This is a genomic window from Burkholderia sp. WTPI3, from assembly GCF_021483755.1.
Classification (GTDB): Bacteria; Pseudomonadota; Gammaproteobacteria; order Burkholderiales; family Burkholderiaceae; genus Burkholderia.
The window spans coordinates 173,199-188,072 of the sequence record NZ_JAGIXF010000001.1 but is presented as its reverse complement, the minus strand read 5'-3'; the positions used below and the strand labels follow the sequence as shown (position 1 = coordinate 188,072).

Here is a 14,874-nt window from a genome sequence, read left to right as displayed (position 1 = left end):
CGTCCGACGCCCGATCTTGCCAACCGAAGGTACGCATTCTGCTCGCAGGAGGCTCGATCATGCGACTGATCGACTGGAATATTCAATGGGGTCGGGACGCAGACGGCGTCGTCGACCTCCCGCGCACCATCGCCGCCGCCCGCCAGCTCGGCGACTGCGACGTGCTGTGTCTGCAGGAAGTCACGTGCGGTTTCGGCGCCCTGCCCGGCCAGCCCGGCCCCGACCAGTTCGCGGAACTGGCGACGTTGCTGCCCGGCCATACGATCATCGAAGCGATCGGCGCCGACCTGCCGGCGCTCGAGCCCGGCGCACCGCGCCGTCGGTTCGGCAATGCTATCGCGACCCGGCTGCCGGTCGGGCGCGTGCTGCGCCAGTTGCTGCCGTGGCCAGCCGACGCCGGCGCACCGTCGATGCCGCGCGTCGCGCTCGACGTCGAAATCGAAACACGGTCGGGACCGCTGCGGGTGGTCACGACACACCTGGAATACTACTCGGCGCGGCAGCGGCTTGCGCAGGTCGACGCATTGCGCGCCCGGCACCGCGAAGCGTGCACCCACGCCGACCAGCCAGCGCCGGCGGAAAACGCGACGGGACCGTTCACGCCGACACGCCAGCCGCGCGATGCGATCGTCTGCGGCGATTTCAACAGTGCGTTCGACAGCGACGCATACAGGCGCTTTCTTGAGCCGATCGCCAACGCGCCGGCGTTCGTGGACGCATGGGTTGCACGCCATCCCGGCTGCACGCCACCGCCGACGGCCGGCGTCTACGACACGGTGCAATGGTCCGACGGCCCGCTCGCATGCGACTTCGTGTTCGTAACCGAGACGCTGCTGCCGCGCGTCACGCACTGCGAGATCGACGCCGACACGCGCGCGTCGGATCACCAGCCGGTCGTGCTCGAACTCGATTGATCGCGGGCGATGGCGCGGCCCGCTCGCGTCATGCGTCGAACGCGCTCAGGTATTCGGCCCAGTGTGCCGCCGGCTCCTGCGCGAGTGAATTCTTCACGAGCAGGATTTCGTCCGCGTACTCGCTCTGGGTCAGGCCTCCGCGCATCAGCTGGAAGCGGCAATACAGCAGATACGTATTGACGACGTCGGTTTCGCAGTAGTTGCGGATTTCCTCGACACGTCCATCCTGGAACGCCGTCCACACCTGGCTGCCGTCCATCCCGAGCTTGCCCGGGAAGCCGCACAGTTTCGCGAGCGCGTCGAGCGGCGCATTGGCGCGCGCCTGATACATCGCGAGCACGTCCATCAGATCGGTATGGCGCGAGTGATAGCGCGAGATGTAGTTGTTCCACTTGAATTCGCGGTCGTCCTCGCCGAGATCCCAGTAGCGGGTCGCGGGAATCCCGTGCACGAGCGCACGGTAATGGAGCACCGGCAGGTCGAAGCCGCCGCCGTTCCACGACACGAGTTGCGGCGTGTATTTCTCGATCACGCGGTAGAACGACTGGACCAGCGCCGCCTCGTTGTCCTGAGGCGTACCGAGCGAGCGCACGCGAAAGCCGTTGTTGTCGCGGAACACGCAGGAGATCGCCGCGATGCGCTGCAGGTAGTGCGGCAGGAAATCGCTGCCAGTCTTCTCGCGGCGCGCGGCGAATGCATGTTCGGCCACCGCGGCATCGTCGAGCGTCGCGGGCAGGTTTTCCAGACGGCGAATGCCGTCGACATCGGGAATGGTCTCGATGTCAAAAACGAGAATCGGAGTCATCAGTTACAGAACGGCGTCCTTGCGCACGCCATTGGAGGCGAAGAACCGCTTGAGACGCACCAGCGCTTCCTGCTGGATTTGCCGCACGCGCTCGCGCGTGAGCCCCATCTCGTCGGCCAGCTCCTCGAGCGTGGCCGGCTCGATGTGATTCAGGCCGAAGCGGCGCTCGATCACGTGCCGGTGCTTGTCGGACAGCCGCGACAGCCACGCGCGCGTGAGCGTCTCGAGCTCCCGGTGCTGCACTTCGGCGTCGGGCGACTGGCTCTGGTCGTCGGGCAGCAGGTCGAGCAGGCTGCTCGCGGGATCGAGATCGAGCGGCGCGTCGAGCGATGCGGTGTGCTCGTTGAGGGCGAGGATGTCGGTGACTTCCTCGGCGGTCTTGCCGGTAAGGTAGGCGATGTCGTCAATGCTGGCTTCGCGGCGCTCGGCCGCCTCGCCCGTCGACATCGAATTCTTTTCGAGGTGGCGCTTCGCGCGCAGCACCTGGTTCAGTTCGCGGATCACGTGCACGGGCAGCCGCACGGTCCGGGCCTGGTTCATGATCGCCCGTTCGATGCTCTGCCGGATCCACCACGTCGCATAGGTGGAGAAGCGAAAGCCGCGTGTCGGGTCGAATTTCTCGATCGCATGCATCAGGCCGAGGTTGCCTTCCTCGATCAGGTCGAGCAACGGCACGCCACGGTTCAGGTAGCCCTTCGCGATGCTGACGACGAGTCGCAGATTGCGCTCGATCATCACCTGCCGCGCCTCGAATTCGCCGGCCTTCGCGAGGCGGGAATAGCGCTGCTCCTCCTCGACGGTCAGGAGCGGCTTCACGCTGATGCGGTTCAGGTAATGCTGGATCGTGTCGGCCGTGAGCTCGGCCTGCAGCAATGCGCGGAAATCGTCGACGTCGGGCGCCGCCTCCGCACGCTCCTCACGATCGTCGCCACCGTCCGCATCGGCGTCGCGTGCCTCGACATCACGCTCGTTTTCCGCGGCGTCGTCTTCGTCGTCCGTCGAAGCGCCACTTCGCTCCACCGATGCTTGCGTGGCACGACTGATCTTCTCAGACTCGGCTTGCGGCTCGTGGCGCTTCGATTTCGGCATGGTCGTCTCGGTTATTGAGGCGGCAAATACTTCAGCGGATCGACAGGCTTACCCTGCCGGCGAACCTCGAAATGCAGCATCACGCGGTCGGAATCGCTGTTACCCATCTCGGCGATCTTCTGCCCCTTCGTCACCGCGTCCCCCTCTTTTACCATCAAAGCGCGATTGTGTGCATACGCCGTGAGGTAAGTTGCATCGTGTTTGATGATAATGAGGTTGCCGTAGCCACGCAGGCCGTTGCCCGAGTAGACAACGCGGCCGTCGGCCGCCGCTTTCACGGCCTCGCCGGCGGTGCCGCCGATATTGATGCCCTTGTTCTTCGCGTCGTCGAAACCGTTCAGCACCGGGCCGCGCGCCGGCCACGAGAACGTGACGGGGCCGCCCGGCGCGGCCGCCATGTCGCTCGATGCGGCGGCAGGCGGCGGCGTGATCGCGGACGACGTGCCGGCGGCCGGCGCCGCGGGGCCGCTGCTCAGCGGCGCGGTCGCCACGGCTGCGCCGCCGATCGGTGCGGCAACCGGCGCACCGGCGACCGCGGTGCCGCCCGGCGGCGCGACGCGCAGCAACTGATCGACTTCGATCTGGTTCGGGTTCGCCAGATTGTTCCACGCGGCGATGTCGCGATAGTTCTGCCCGTTCTCGAGCGCGATCCGGTACAGCGTGTCACCCGGCTTCACACGGTAGAAGCCAGGCGGCGGCGGGCCAAGCGGCACCGACGGCTGCGCGGCAGCAGTCGTGCCGAGCGTACCGGAGCGGTCGACGACAGGCGCGTTGTCGAGCCGCGTCGCACAGGCGGCCAGAAGCGTGGAGAACGCAGCGACACAGATCGCGCGCTGCGCGAACGTGAGCGGTTCCCTGGATCGGTTGTTTTGCATCGCGCGCAACATACTCATCGGTTTCAAATCACTCCGGATTTTAAAGGGACAAAGAAAACGCGATCAAGCCGTGACTCCCGCCATTGCGCGTGCGCGACGCGCTCGACGAGCGTGAGCACCTGGGGCTGCCCGCTTTGCGCGCCCACCGGCGCGACGAGCCGCCCGCCGATCGCGAGCTGCTCGAGCAGCGCCTGCGGCACGTCGAGCCCCGCCGCCGCGATCACGATCGCGTCGAACGGGGCCGCGGACGGCAGGCCGACACGCCCGTCGCCGTAATGCAGACGGATGTTCGGCACGCGCAGCGGCCGCAGGTTCAGCTTTGCGCGCTCGTAGAGCGGCTTGATGCGTTCAATCGAATACACGTCGCGCGCCACATGGCTCAGCACGGCGGCCTGGTAGCCGCAACCCGTGCCGATCTCGAGGACGCGCTCGAGCGTGCGGCCGGCCATTGCGAGCTCGATCATGCGCGCAACGACCGACGGTTTTGAAATCGTCTGCTGGTGACCGATCGGCAACGCGGAATCCTCGTAGGCCTGCGTCGCGAGCCCCGGATCCACGAACATGTGACGCGGCACCGCGGCCATCGCATCCAGCACGCGCGCGTCGGCCACGCCGTTCGCGCGCAGGCGTTCGACCATGCGCTCGCGAACACGTTCCGACGTCAATGCAAACGCACCGGCCGGGGCGACACTCGGCGCGGCCGGCTTCGGCATCGCGGGCTTCAGCACGGTCGGTTTTGGTGCGCTCGCCGGCTTCGCCGACGTCGCACCGGGCCGCGTCGCGCGGGCCGCGCTCGTATTCACCACGACCGGCTTCGGCACAGCCGCGGGCTTGTCGGCGGCCTTCGGCATCGCGATCGCGGCATGGCGTTCGCCGGCCCGGCCGTCCGATTTGCGTGGCGCTCGCTTGAGATCTTCGAGCGCGAGCGGGAACCGCTTCGCGCGCTCGCCGCTCATGAAGCCCGCCCGCCTGCGCGCACCCATTCGCGCGTTGCAGGCAGCATTTGCGTATGCGTGAGATCGAGTTGCAGTGGCGTGATCGACACGAAACCGTTGGCTACGGCGTGAAAATCGGTGCCCTCGCTCGCGTCCAGCGCCGCGCCCGCGGCACCGATCCAGTAGATCGGCTCGCCACGCGGGTCGGTCTGGCGAATCACCGGCTGCGACGGATGACGCTTGCCGAGGCGCGTGACCTTCCAGCCTTTCAGTTCGTCGTACGGCAGATTCGGGATGTTGACGTTCAGCAGCGGCTGGCCCGGCAGCGGATGCGCGAGATAGTGCTCGACGATTTCCGCGGCGACGCGCGCGGCGTCCGCCAGATGGGCCCAGCCCTTGTCGGCCAGCGAGAACGCGATGGCCGGCACGCCGAACATGATGCCTTCGGTGGCGGCCGCAACTGTCCCTGAATAGAGCGTGTCTTCGCCCATGTTCTGGCCGTTGTTGATGCCCGAAACGACGAGGTCTGGCCTGGCGTCAGCCATGCCCGTCAACGCGACGTGCACCGAATCGGTCGGCGTGCCGTTCACGTAGAAGAAACCCGTACTGGCCGCGCGCTGCACCGACAGCGGCCGCGACAGCGTGAGGGAATTCGATGCGCCGCTGCAGTTCTGCTCGGGCGCGATCACCGTGAGGTCGGCCAGCGGCTGCAGCGCTTCGCCGAGCGCGGCAAGACCGGGGGCGAGATAGCCGTCGTCGTTGCTGAGTAGGATTCGCATCCGGCGATTGTAACCGAGGAAAGATGGCGCGAGAGCGACAGTCCGGCGGCGGCGGACGAGTCGACATGCATGGCTGGGCATGGCACGCCGCCGCGTTGCGCGGCGGCGTTTTGCGCGCTCAGGGAAACGCCGCGCCGCGCCGGGTTTTCCACCCCGAAGGGAGGCCCGTCGAGCGAGCGCTCCCGCGGCAGACACGGCGCCGACCGCCGAGGCTCTCGGCGCTCAAATCGCGCCGGCGTCGCGCAGCGCGGCAATCGCCTGCGCGTCGTAGCCGAGGCCGCGCAGCACCTCGTCCGTATGCTCGCCGAGCTCGGGCCCGAGCCAGCGCGTTTCGCCCGGCGTGTCGGACAGTTTCGGCGTGATGTTCGGCAGCGGAATGTCGGTGCCGTCAGCCAGTTTGAAACGCTGGATCATCTGCCGCGCGATGAACTGCGGATCGGTGAACATGTCGGCGGCACTATAGATGCGCCCGGCCGGCACGTCGGCCGCATTCAGCACGACGAGCGCTTCGTCGATCGTGCGCGGTGCGAGCCATGCGGCAATCGCGTCGTCGATTTCCTGCGTGCGCGGCACGCGCCCGTCGTTGCGCGCGAGTGCGGGATCGTCGGCGAGGTCGTCGCGCTCGATTGCCTTCATCAGCCGCTTGAAGATCGGGTCGCTGTTGCCGCCGATCACGATGCTGCCGTCGCGGCACGCATAGGTGTTCGACGGCACGATGCCCGGCAGCGACGCACCGGTACGCTCGCGCACCATCCCGTACACGCCGTACTCGGGCACGACGCTTTCCATCATGTTGAAAACGGCTTCATACAGCGCAACGTCGACCACCTGCCCCGTGCCGCCGTTGACCTTGCGATGGTGAAGCGCCATCAGCGCGCCGATCACGCCGTGCAGCGCGGCGATCGAATCGCCGATCGAAATGCCGATGCGCGGCGGCGGCAGATCCGGATAGCCGGTGATGTGGCGCAATCCGCCCATCGATTCGGCGATCGCGCCGAAGCCCGGCCGGTCGCGGTACGGGCCCGTCTGCCCGTAACCGGACAGGCGCACCATCACGAGGCCAGGGTTGTCGGCCGACAGCACGTCGTAGCCGAGGCCGAGCTTCTCGAGCAGTCCCGGGCGGAAGTTCTCGATCACGATATCGGCCTCGGTCGCGAGTTGTCGCGCAATCGCCTTGCCGGCATCGGATTTCAGGTTGAGCGTGACGGACTTCTTGTTGCGCGCCTGAACCGACCACCACAGCGACGTGCCGCCCTGCTCCGGATGCAGTTTGCGCCACTTGCGCAGCGGGTCGCCGCCATTCGGATCCTCGATCTTGATCACTTCCGCGCCGAATTCGGCAAAGAGGCGCGACGCGAACGGCCCCGCGATCAGCGTCCCGAATTCGAGCACTTTGACGCCCGCGAGCGGGCCCTGGCTGGTGCTCATGTGTCTCCCTGACATGAGAAACGGCGCCGCCGGCCGGCGGCGCCAGACTTACATCGTGCGGCGGTCGAGCATCGCGCGGGCGATCGTGCCCGCGTCGACGTATTCGAGCTCGCCGCCCACCGGCACGCCTCGCGCGAGACGCGTGACCGCGAGCCCGCGCGCCTTCAGCGTCTGGCCGAGGTAGTGCGCGGTGGCTTCACCTTCGTTCGTAAAGTTGGTCGCAAGCACGACTTCCTTGACGATGCCGTCGGACGCGCGCCGCACGAGGCGGTCGAAATGGATTTCCTTCGGGCCGATGCCGTCGAGCGGGCTCAGGCGGCCCATCAGCACGAAGTAGAGCCCGCGGTACGTCATCGTCTGCTCGAGCATGATCTGGTCGGCAGGCGTCTCGACGACGCACAGCAGCGTCGGATCACGCTCCTCGTCGCTACAGACCTCGCAGATCTGTGCTTCCGTGAACGTGTTGCACTTCTCGCAGTGCTGCAGGTGCTCGGTGGCGAACAGCAGCGACCGGCCGAGCCTCTCCGCGCCCTCCCGATCGTGCTGCATCAGGTGGTACGCCATGCGCTGTGCGGATTTCGGCCCGACACCGGGCAATACGCGCAGCGCTTCGACGAGCGCGGACAGGGCGGACGGCTGTTTCATACGGCGGCAAAGGCGGAACGGACGCTACGCTCAGAACGGCAGCTTGAAGCCCGGGGGCAGCGGCAGGCCCGACGTCATGCCGCTCATCTTTTCCTGCGACGTCGCTTCTGCCTTGCGCACGGCGTCGTTGAACGCAGCGGCGACGAGATCCTCGAGCATGTCCTTGTCGTCCGCGAGCAGGCTCGGGTCGATCGCCACGCGACGCACTTCGTTGCGGCAGGTCATCGTCACCTTGACGAGGCCGGCACCCGACTGCCCTTCGACTTCAATCTGCGCAAGCTGCTCCTGCATCTTCTTCATGTTTTCCTGCATTTGCTGCGCTTGCTTCATCAGTCCGGCGAGGTTGCCTTTCAACATGGGAATACTCCTTCTTGATCGTGTGAAAACCGGCACGCGGTGCGTGCCGGTCAATGTGTGCGGGCGTGATTGTGCCTGTTGCGGTGCAATTCGTTCAATGCAGCGTCGGCGGCGTCGCGTCCGGCGCCGAATCGGCGAGCGGCCGCACCGAGCCTTCGACGATGCGCGCGCCGAAGTCGCGCACGAGTTGCTGGACGAACGGATCGCCGTGGATGTCCTGCTCGGCCTCGCGCTGGCGCGCCGCGCGTGCGACCGCGTCGAGCGCCGCCGCAGTGCGTCGTGCGGGCCCGACCTCGACCGCGACCTCGACCGGCTTGCCGAGCGCGTCGGCCAGCGCAGCCTTCAGTTTCGTAACCTGCGCGGCGTCCGCGTACTGCGGCACCGGCACGGAAAGTTTCAGCGTCGTCGCATCGACGGCCGTCAGCTCGCTGTTGAACGCCAACTGATACGCGACGCCCTTGAGCGGCAGCCGTGCAGCCAGCGCCGGCCATTCGCCGTCGAAACCGACCGGATCGAGCGCGATCGCAGGAGGCAGCGGGCGCGTGTCGACCGGCGCGGACGAGCGGGCATCCGCCGGCTTCGGTGCAATGCGCACGTCGTCGGGACCGCTGTCGAACACGGGCACGAAGCCGTCGTCGGCCGCGCCGCCGAACATCTCGTCCGCACTGAGCGGCACGTATTCGTCCGGCGGGATGTCTTCCCACGGCGGCGGGGCCTGACGCGTGTCGGCGGCCTGCGGCGCGCGAGCCGTCGCGCGCGGCGTCGGCACCTGCACGGCGGGACGCGACGCAGCCGGCTTCGCGGCGGCCGGCTGAGCGTCTGCCGACTTCGGCGCAGCGCCGGCCCGCGAGCGGTCGGACGACACGCGCATGCCGGCATTGCGCAGCACGTCGAGTGCGGCCGAGGCGCCACCGCGCGCCGCGGAACGCGCAGCCGGTTCGGCTGGCGCAACACGCGGCGCCGGTTCGGCCAGCGGTGCGGATTCTTCGTTGCGCTCGGTCGCAACAGGCGGCTCCGGTTCCTTGTGGACAACCGGCATATCACTGGTCGCCGCCGCTTGCGGTGCCGCGTCGGCTTCCGGCTGCGGCGCCGACTCAACCGGTACATTGTCTGCAGCCGGCGCGGCCGCAGGTTTCCCGGCAGCGGGACTTGCCGTATCGGCGGATGGCGCAGGCGACGGACGCGCCGCTGGCGCAGCCGGAGCGGCTTGCGGGCGTACGGCCTGCGCAGGGGCTGCCGGCTTCCTGGCCAACGCGGCCGGCGCAGCAGCCGCCTCCGTACGCGGCGCGGGCACGGCACGCGGCACGGCCGACTGACCGCCGGGCGCACTGCCGGCACCGACGGCCGGCTCGAATGCGAGCATCCGCAGCAGCGTCATCGTGAAGCCGGCGTACTCGTCCGGCGCAAGGCCGAGTTCCGCACGTCCGACCGTCGAGATCTGGTAGAACAGCTGAACCTGCTCGGGGCTCAGCGTTTCCGCGAAGCGCCGCAGGTCGGCCGCTTCGGGCCACTCGTCCAGCACCGAACCCGGCGCGAACTGCGCCCATGCGATCCGGTGCAGCAGGCTCGCGAGATCCTGCAGTGCGGTGGAGAAGGACAGGCTGCGCAGCGACATCTCGTCGGCGATCGCGAGGATCTCAGGGCCGTTGCCGGCGGCGAGCGCATCGAGCAGGCGCACCATGTAGGTCTGATCGAGCGCACCGAGCATGCCCGACACGGCCGCTTCGGTCACTTCGTTCGCCGAATAGGCGATCGCCTGGTCGGTCAGCGACAGCGCATCGCGCATGCTGCCCTGCGCGGCACGCGCGAGCAGGCGCAGCGCCTGCTGCTCGAACGAGATCCGCTCTTCGCCGAGGATGCGCTCGAGGTGCGACACGATATGCCCGGCCGGCATCTGCTTCAGGTTGAACTGCAGGCAGCGCGACAGCACGGTCACGGGAATCTTCTGCGGATCGGTCGTCGCGAGGATGAACTTGACGTGCGGCGGCGGCTCCTCGAGCGTCTTCAGCATCGCGTTGAACGCGTGGTTCGTCAGCATGTGCACTTCGTCGATCATGTAGACCTTGAAGCGCGCATCGACGGGCGCGTACACGGCACGCTCGAGCAGCGCGGCCATCTCGTCGACGCCGCGATTACTCGCCGCATCCATCTCGACATAATCGACGAAGCGGCCCTCGTCGATCTCGCGGCACGCACGGCACACGCCGCACGGCTGCGACGTGACGCCGGTTTCACAGTTGAGCGCCTTGGCGAAGATCCGCGACAGCGTCGTCTTGCCGACGCCGCGGGTTCCGGTAAACAGATAAGCGTGATGGAGACGCCCGCCGTCGAGCGCGTGCGTGAGCGCCCTGACGACGTGCTCCTGGCCGACGAGCGAAGCGAAATCCTTCGGACGCCACTTGCGTGCGAGAACTTGATAGGTCATCGGGAAATTGTATCAGTAACGCTGCGTCGCGCCGACACGCGAAACGGTGCGGAAGACGGGCAAAGCGCGGGGGAAACGGAGAATGACGCAGAAATAAAAATCGCCCGGCGAACGGGGCGAGAGGAAAGGTGACGAGCCCAACCCTCGGCACTGGCGGAAAACGATTGTGGCTGCTTCGTTCCCGACCTGACCAGGTTCACCGCCCCACCATGCGAGGAGGCCCGTCACGGCATATTCTATCACCGCTTCCCGCCGAATGCGACCGTTTGTTCGCAACAATGCGAAGGATTGCGCAAACCGGCGCGCGCGACGCGCTCGCAGGACCCGCGCCAGCGCACTTTATGTAGGGTGGCAATATATAGCAGCTCTTGTATTTCGCACGCAGGCCGCCACCTTCGAAACGCAACGGTCGAACGGCGCGTCGTACCCCTACTTGCGAAGCGGCTACTATCGCCGCCCGCAGCAGATAGCAATTTAGGCTAATATGACGCCCGAACGACCCGCGAGCCGCGCCACGCAGCGCTTACGCCCTTCCTTCCGGAGAGCGGAGCTACCTGCCGCAGCGGCCGGCAGCCGACAGGCGACCGGAGCGCCGCAACGCGCCAAGCAGGCAGTCCCCGAACCGTAAGAGGTATTGACCCAATGAGCGAACAGATCAAACACATCAGCGACGCATCGTTCGAACAGGACGTCGTCAAATCCGACAAGCCCGTGCTCGTCGACTTCTGGGCCGAATGGTGCGGCCCGTGCAAGATGATCGCCCCGATCCTCGACGAAGTCGCGAAGGATTACGGCGACAAGCTGCAGATCGCGAAGATCAACGTCGACGACAACCAGGCAACGCCCGCGAAGTTCGGCGTGCGCGGCATCCCGACGCTGATCCTGTTCAAGAACGGCGCGGCCGCTGCGCAGAAGGTCGGCGCGCTGTCGAAGTCGCAGCTCACCGCATTCCTGGACAGCCACCTGTAATACCGGCAGTTCCGCAGGCGTGTTGTCAACCGACAACACGCCTGCCATCAAGCCGCCGATCGGCCGCTCAGGCGCGAATCGGCGTATGCTAGAATCAAAAAACGTCTACAAGACGCATTAAGTCTCAGAGCGCCTCCGCTCGCCCCCCTCCCTTTATTTCTTTTCGTCGCTTCTCCTCCCTGGCGGGTTCCCCGTATGCATTTATCCGAGCTCAAGTCTCTGCACGTGTCCGAACTGATCGAAATGGCCAATGGCCTGGAGATCGAAAACGCGAACCGCCTGCGCAAGCAGGAGCTGATGTTCGCCATTCTCAAAAAGCGCGCCAAGACGGGAGAGACGATCTTCGGCGACGGCACGCTCGAAGTGCTGCCGGACGGTTTCGGCTTCCTGCGCTCGCCGGAAATGTCGTACCTCGCGAGCACCGACGACATTTATATCAGCCCGTCGCAAATCCGCCGCTTCAACCTGCACACCGGCGACACGATCGAAGGTGAAGTCCGAACGCCGAAGGACGGCGAGCGCTACTTCGCGCTGGTGAAGGTCGACAAAGTCAACGGGCAGCCGCCCGAGGCCTCGAAACACAAGATCATGTTCGAGAACCTCACGCCGCTGCACCCGAACAAGCCGCTGTCGCTCGAGCGCGAAATGCGCGGCGAAGAGAACGTCACGGGCCGCATCATCGACATGATCGCGCCGATCGGCAAGGGCCAGCGCGGCCTGCTGGTCGCGTCGCCGAAGTCGGGCAAGACCGTGATGCTCCAGCACATCGCACACGCGATCAAGCAGAACCACCCGGACGTGATCCTGTTCGTGCTGCTGATCGACGAGCGCCCCGAAGAAGTGACCGAAATGCAGCGCTCGGTCGCCGGCGAAGTGATCGCCTCGACGTTCGACGAGCCGGCCACCCGCCACGTCCAGGTTGCCGAAATGGTGATCGAGAAGGCCAAGCGCCTCGTCGAAATGAAGCACGACGTCGTGATTCTGCTCGATTCGATCACGCGCCTCGCACGTGCGTACAACACCGTGATCCCGGCGTCGGGCAAGGTGCTGACGGGCGGTGTCGACGCGAACGCACTGCAGCGCCCGAAGCGCTTCTTCGGCGCGGCGCGCAACATCGAGGAAGGCGGCTCGCTGACGATCATCGGCACCGCGCTGATCGAAACCGGCAGCCGCATGGACGACGTGATCTACGAAGAGTTCAAGGGCACCGGCAACATGGAAGTGCACCTCGAGCGCCGTCTCGCGGAAAAGCGCGTGTATCCGTCGATCAACCTGAACAAGTCGGGCACGCGTCGCGAAGAAATGCTGATCAAGCCCGAGATCCTTCAGAAGATCTGGGTGCTGCGCAAGTTCATCCACGACATGGACGAAGTCGAGGCAATGGAATTCCTGCTCGACAAGATCCGCCAGACGAAGAGCAACTCCGAGTTCTTCGACCTTATGCGCCGCGGCGGCTGATCGCCCTCGCCCGCAAGAACGGCCGCCCGCGCGTTTCGCCCGGCGGCCGTTTTTCGATCCCAACCTAAACGTGAACGTACAGGTTGATCTATAATCGCGTCATCCCGCTGACCGAATTCCCGCCCCGATGCCGAACGACACCCCGCCTTCGCTGCTGACCGTGAGCGACGCCGCGTCGCGGCTCGGCGTCACGCCCCGCACGCTGAAGTACTACGAAGAGCGCGGGCTCGTCACGCCGTCACGCAGCGGGGGCCGCTACCGGCTGTACGACGAGGCCGATCTCGAACGCTTCGCCCGCATCCTGCGGCTGCGCTCGCTCGGCTTCTCGCTGCACGGCATCACCGAGATGCTCAAGCGTCCGCTCGAAGAAACGGGCGACGGCCGACGCCGCTACTCTGACACGTCGCTGCGCGAGATCCGCACCGGCCTCGCCGCACAGATCGACACACTCGACGAGCGGATCGCGGCCGTCCAGCGCGAACTGAAGGAAGCCGTCGCGCTGCGCAAGGAACTGCAGCACGATATCGACTACATCGAACGGCGTCTCGCCGGCGAAAACCCCGATGCGCTGATCGCGCAGCGGCAGGCCGAAGCCGGCACGCGCCGCACGCGCAAGGCTCGGGCATGAACATCGCGCCCGGCCGCTCGCCGCTGTGGAGCCGCGCGAACCTGCGTGCGGACCTGTTCCCGTGGGCGCTCGCACTCGTCACCGGCATCGACTATTTCGACAACGCGGCCTTCTCGTTCTTCGCGAGCTACATTGCCGGCGGCATCAACGCGTCGCCCGACGAGCTCGTGTGGTCGTCGAGCGCGTATGCGGTCATGGCCGTGCTCGGCATCCTGCAGCAGCAATGGTGGGTCGACCGGCTCGGACATCGCCGCTACGTCGCCGGCTGCATGCTGATGTTCTCGCTGGGCGCGATCGCGGCCGCGCTCGCCGACACGTCGCTCGAGCTCGCCTTCGCGCGCGGCTTTCAGGGCTATTTCATCGGGCCAATGATGGGCGCCTGCCGGATCCTGATCCAGATCAGCTTCAAGCCGCAGGAACGGCCGCCCGCCACGCGCGCGTTCCTGATCATGATCCTGCTCGGCAGCGCGCTTGCGCCGATCGTGGGCGGGCTGCTCGTCGCCCATTCGACGTGGCGCGCGCTGTTCGCATGGACCGCGCCCGCCGGCATCGCGTTCGCGATCCTCGCACTGCTCACGCTGCCCGATTCGGGCAGGACGCCCGACGACGAACGCGGCTCCGGGCACTTCTGGCCGTACGTCGTGTTCGCGCTCGCGCAAGGCGCGCTGCAGATCGTGCTGCAGCAGGTGCACTACCAGCTCTACAGCGGCTCACCGATGCTGATCCTGCTGACGATCGCAGGTCTCGGTGCGCTCGCGTGGTTCGCGTATCACCAGTGGAACCATCCGACGCCGCTCGTGCGGCTGCATGCATTGCGCGAGCGCACGTTCCAGGTCGGGTTGCTGCTGTACATGTTCTATTACTACGAGTCGACGGCTTTCAGCTACCTGACCTCCCGGATGCTCGAAGGCGGCCTCGGCTATCCGGTCGAGAACGCCGGCCGCCTGGTCGGCTCGATGTCGCTGATCTCGGCCACCGCGCTGTTCGCCTACCTGCGCTACGCGAAGCTCGTCACGCACAAGAAATGGTTCGTCGTGCCGGGGTTCGCGATCGCGATCGTCGCCGCCCTGTGGATGACGCGGATGACGCCGCAGATCGGCGAGGCCGCGCTGATCGGCCCGCTGCTGCTGCGCGGGCTGTTGCTGCTGTTCATCGTGCTGCCCGTCGCGAACCTGACGTTCCGCATCTTCGCGATAGACGAATACACGCACGGTTACCGGCTGAAGAACATCGTGCGGCAACTGACGATTTCGTTCGCGACGTCGTCGGTGATCATCGTCGAACAGCACCGCCTGGCCGTGCACCAGACGCGGCTCGTCGAGCGCGCGAACGTGTTCGATCCGGTGTTCCAGCAAACCGTCGATGCCCTCACACGCAGCTATGCGGCGGCCGGCCACGCGCTGAACGAAGCGCACAGCCTGGCGATCGCATCGATCGCGCGAATGGTCGCGCAGCAGGCGTCGTTCCTCGCGTCGCTGGACGGCTTCTATTTCCTCGCCGGCGTCGCGCTCATCGGCGGCCTCTTTGCGGCATGGCAAAAAGAGATCGATTGAGTTAAAAAACAGGC

14 protein-coding genes and 1 other RNA gene are annotated in these 14,874 nt (G+C 66.4%); 5 read left to right on the top strand and 10 right to left on the bottom strand.

Annotated elements, in window-relative coordinates; translation table 11 throughout:
• The first annotated feature begins 59 nt into the window (after positions 1–59).
• Complete coding sequence (locus tag J7024_RS00885; RefSeq protein ID WP_124828555.1) at positions 60–914, top strand: endonuclease/exonuclease/phosphatase family protein; 855 nt, start codon at positions 60–62, stop codon at positions 912–914.
• A gap of 28 nt (positions 915–942) precedes the next feature.
• Here the strand turns inward: J7024_RS00885 and J7024_RS00880 are convergent, their stop codons facing one another.
• The 10 genes from J7024_RS00880 to ffs form a co-directional block, all read right to left on the bottom strand.
• Entirely contained in the window at positions 943–1,719 is a 777-nt protein-coding gene (locus tag J7024_RS00880) for a 3'-5' exonuclease (protein ID WP_124828554.1), read from the bottom strand.
• A 3-nt stretch (positions 1,720–1,722) separates the two neighbouring features.
• Positions 1,723–2,808, bottom strand: coding sequence for an RNA polymerase sigma factor RpoS (gene rpoS, locus J7024_RS00875; protein ID WP_124828553.1), 1,086 nt, complete (start codon positions 2,806–2,808; stop codon positions 1,723–1,725).
• Positions 2,809–2,819: 11 nt separating this feature from the next.
• Positions 2,820–3,701 carry a peptidoglycan DD-metalloendopeptidase family protein gene (locus J7024_RS00870; protein WP_124828552.1) on the bottom strand — a complete coding sequence of 294 codons (882 nt, stop codon included), beginning with the start codon at positions 3,699–3,701 and terminating at the stop codon, positions 2,820–2,822.
• Between the two features lie 5 nt (positions 3,702–3,706).
• Positions 3,707–4,639 (bottom strand): protein-L-isoaspartate(D-aspartate) O-methyltransferase, encoded by a 933-nt coding sequence (locus J7024_RS00865; protein ID WP_234744737.1) that lies wholly within the window; start codon positions 4,637–4,639, stop codon positions 3,707–3,709.
• The gene (gene surE, locus J7024_RS00860) at positions 4,636–5,397 is read right to left on the bottom strand and encodes a 5'/3'-nucleotidase SurE (RefSeq protein ID WP_124828551.1); all 762 of its coding nucleotides are present in this window, start codon (positions 5,395–5,397) and stop codon (positions 4,636–4,638) included. The genes J7024_RS00865 and surE overlap by 4 nt, the downstream gene beginning before the upstream one ends.
• A 222-nt stretch (positions 5,398–5,619) precedes the next feature.
• Positions 5,620–6,825: a CaiB/BaiF CoA transferase family protein gene (locus tag J7024_RS00855; RefSeq protein ID WP_124828550.1), complete on the bottom strand. Its 1,206-nt coding sequence runs from the start codon at positions 6,823–6,825 to the stop codon at positions 5,620–5,622.
• A 48-nt stretch (positions 6,826–6,873) separates the two neighbouring features.
• The gene (gene recR / locus J7024_RS00850) at positions 6,874–7,470 is read right to left on the bottom strand and encodes a recombination mediator RecR (RefSeq protein ID WP_014896897.1); all 597 of its coding nucleotides are present in this window, start codon (positions 7,468–7,470) and stop codon (positions 6,874–6,876) included.
• Between the two features lie 30 nt (positions 7,471–7,500).
• Entirely contained in the window at positions 7,501–7,827 is a 327-nt protein-coding gene (locus J7024_RS00845) for a YbaB/EbfC family nucleoid-associated protein (RefSeq protein WP_006755698.1), read from the bottom strand.
• Between the two features lie 94 nt (positions 7,828–7,921).
• On the bottom strand, positions 7,922–10,252 hold the full coding sequence (gene dnaX / locus J7024_RS00840; protein ID WP_124828549.1) for a DNA polymerase III subunit gamma/tau: 2,331 nt from the start codon (positions 10,250–10,252) through the stop codon (positions 7,922–7,924).
• Between the two features lie 127 nt (positions 10,253–10,379).
• Positions 10,380–10,478: signal recognition particle sRNA small type (gene ffs, locus J7024_RS00835), an RNA gene on the bottom strand.
• Between the two features lie 416 nt (positions 10,479–10,894).
• Here ffs and trxA point away from each other — a divergent pair.
• The 4 genes from trxA to J7024_RS00815 all read left to right on the top strand — a co-directional run bounded on the left by trxA (position 10,895) and on the right by J7024_RS00815 (position 14,860).
• Positions 10,895–11,221 carry a thioredoxin TrxA gene (gene trxA / locus J7024_RS00830; protein WP_006402348.1) on the top strand — a complete coding sequence of 109 codons (327 nt, stop codon included), beginning with the start codon at positions 10,895–10,897 and terminating at the stop codon, positions 11,219–11,221.
• 195 nt (positions 11,222–11,416) lie between these two features.
• A complete protein-coding gene (rho, locus tag J7024_RS00825; protein ID WP_006478662.1) occupies positions 11,417–12,679 on the top strand; it encodes a transcription termination factor Rho in 1,263 nt (420 codons plus the stop codon).
• Between the two features lie 127 nt (positions 12,680–12,806).
• A complete protein-coding gene (locus J7024_RS00820) occupies positions 12,807–13,307 on the top strand; it encodes a MerR family transcriptional regulator (protein ID WP_124828548.1) in 501 nt (166 codons plus the stop codon).
• Positions 13,304–14,860: an MFS transporter gene (locus J7024_RS00815; RefSeq protein ID WP_124828547.1), complete on the top strand. Its 1,557-nt coding sequence runs from the start codon at positions 13,304–13,306 to the stop codon at positions 14,858–14,860. Before J7024_RS00820 ends, J7024_RS00815 begins: the two co-directional genes overlap by 4 nt.
• Positions 14,861–14,874: the final 14 nt, after the last annotated feature.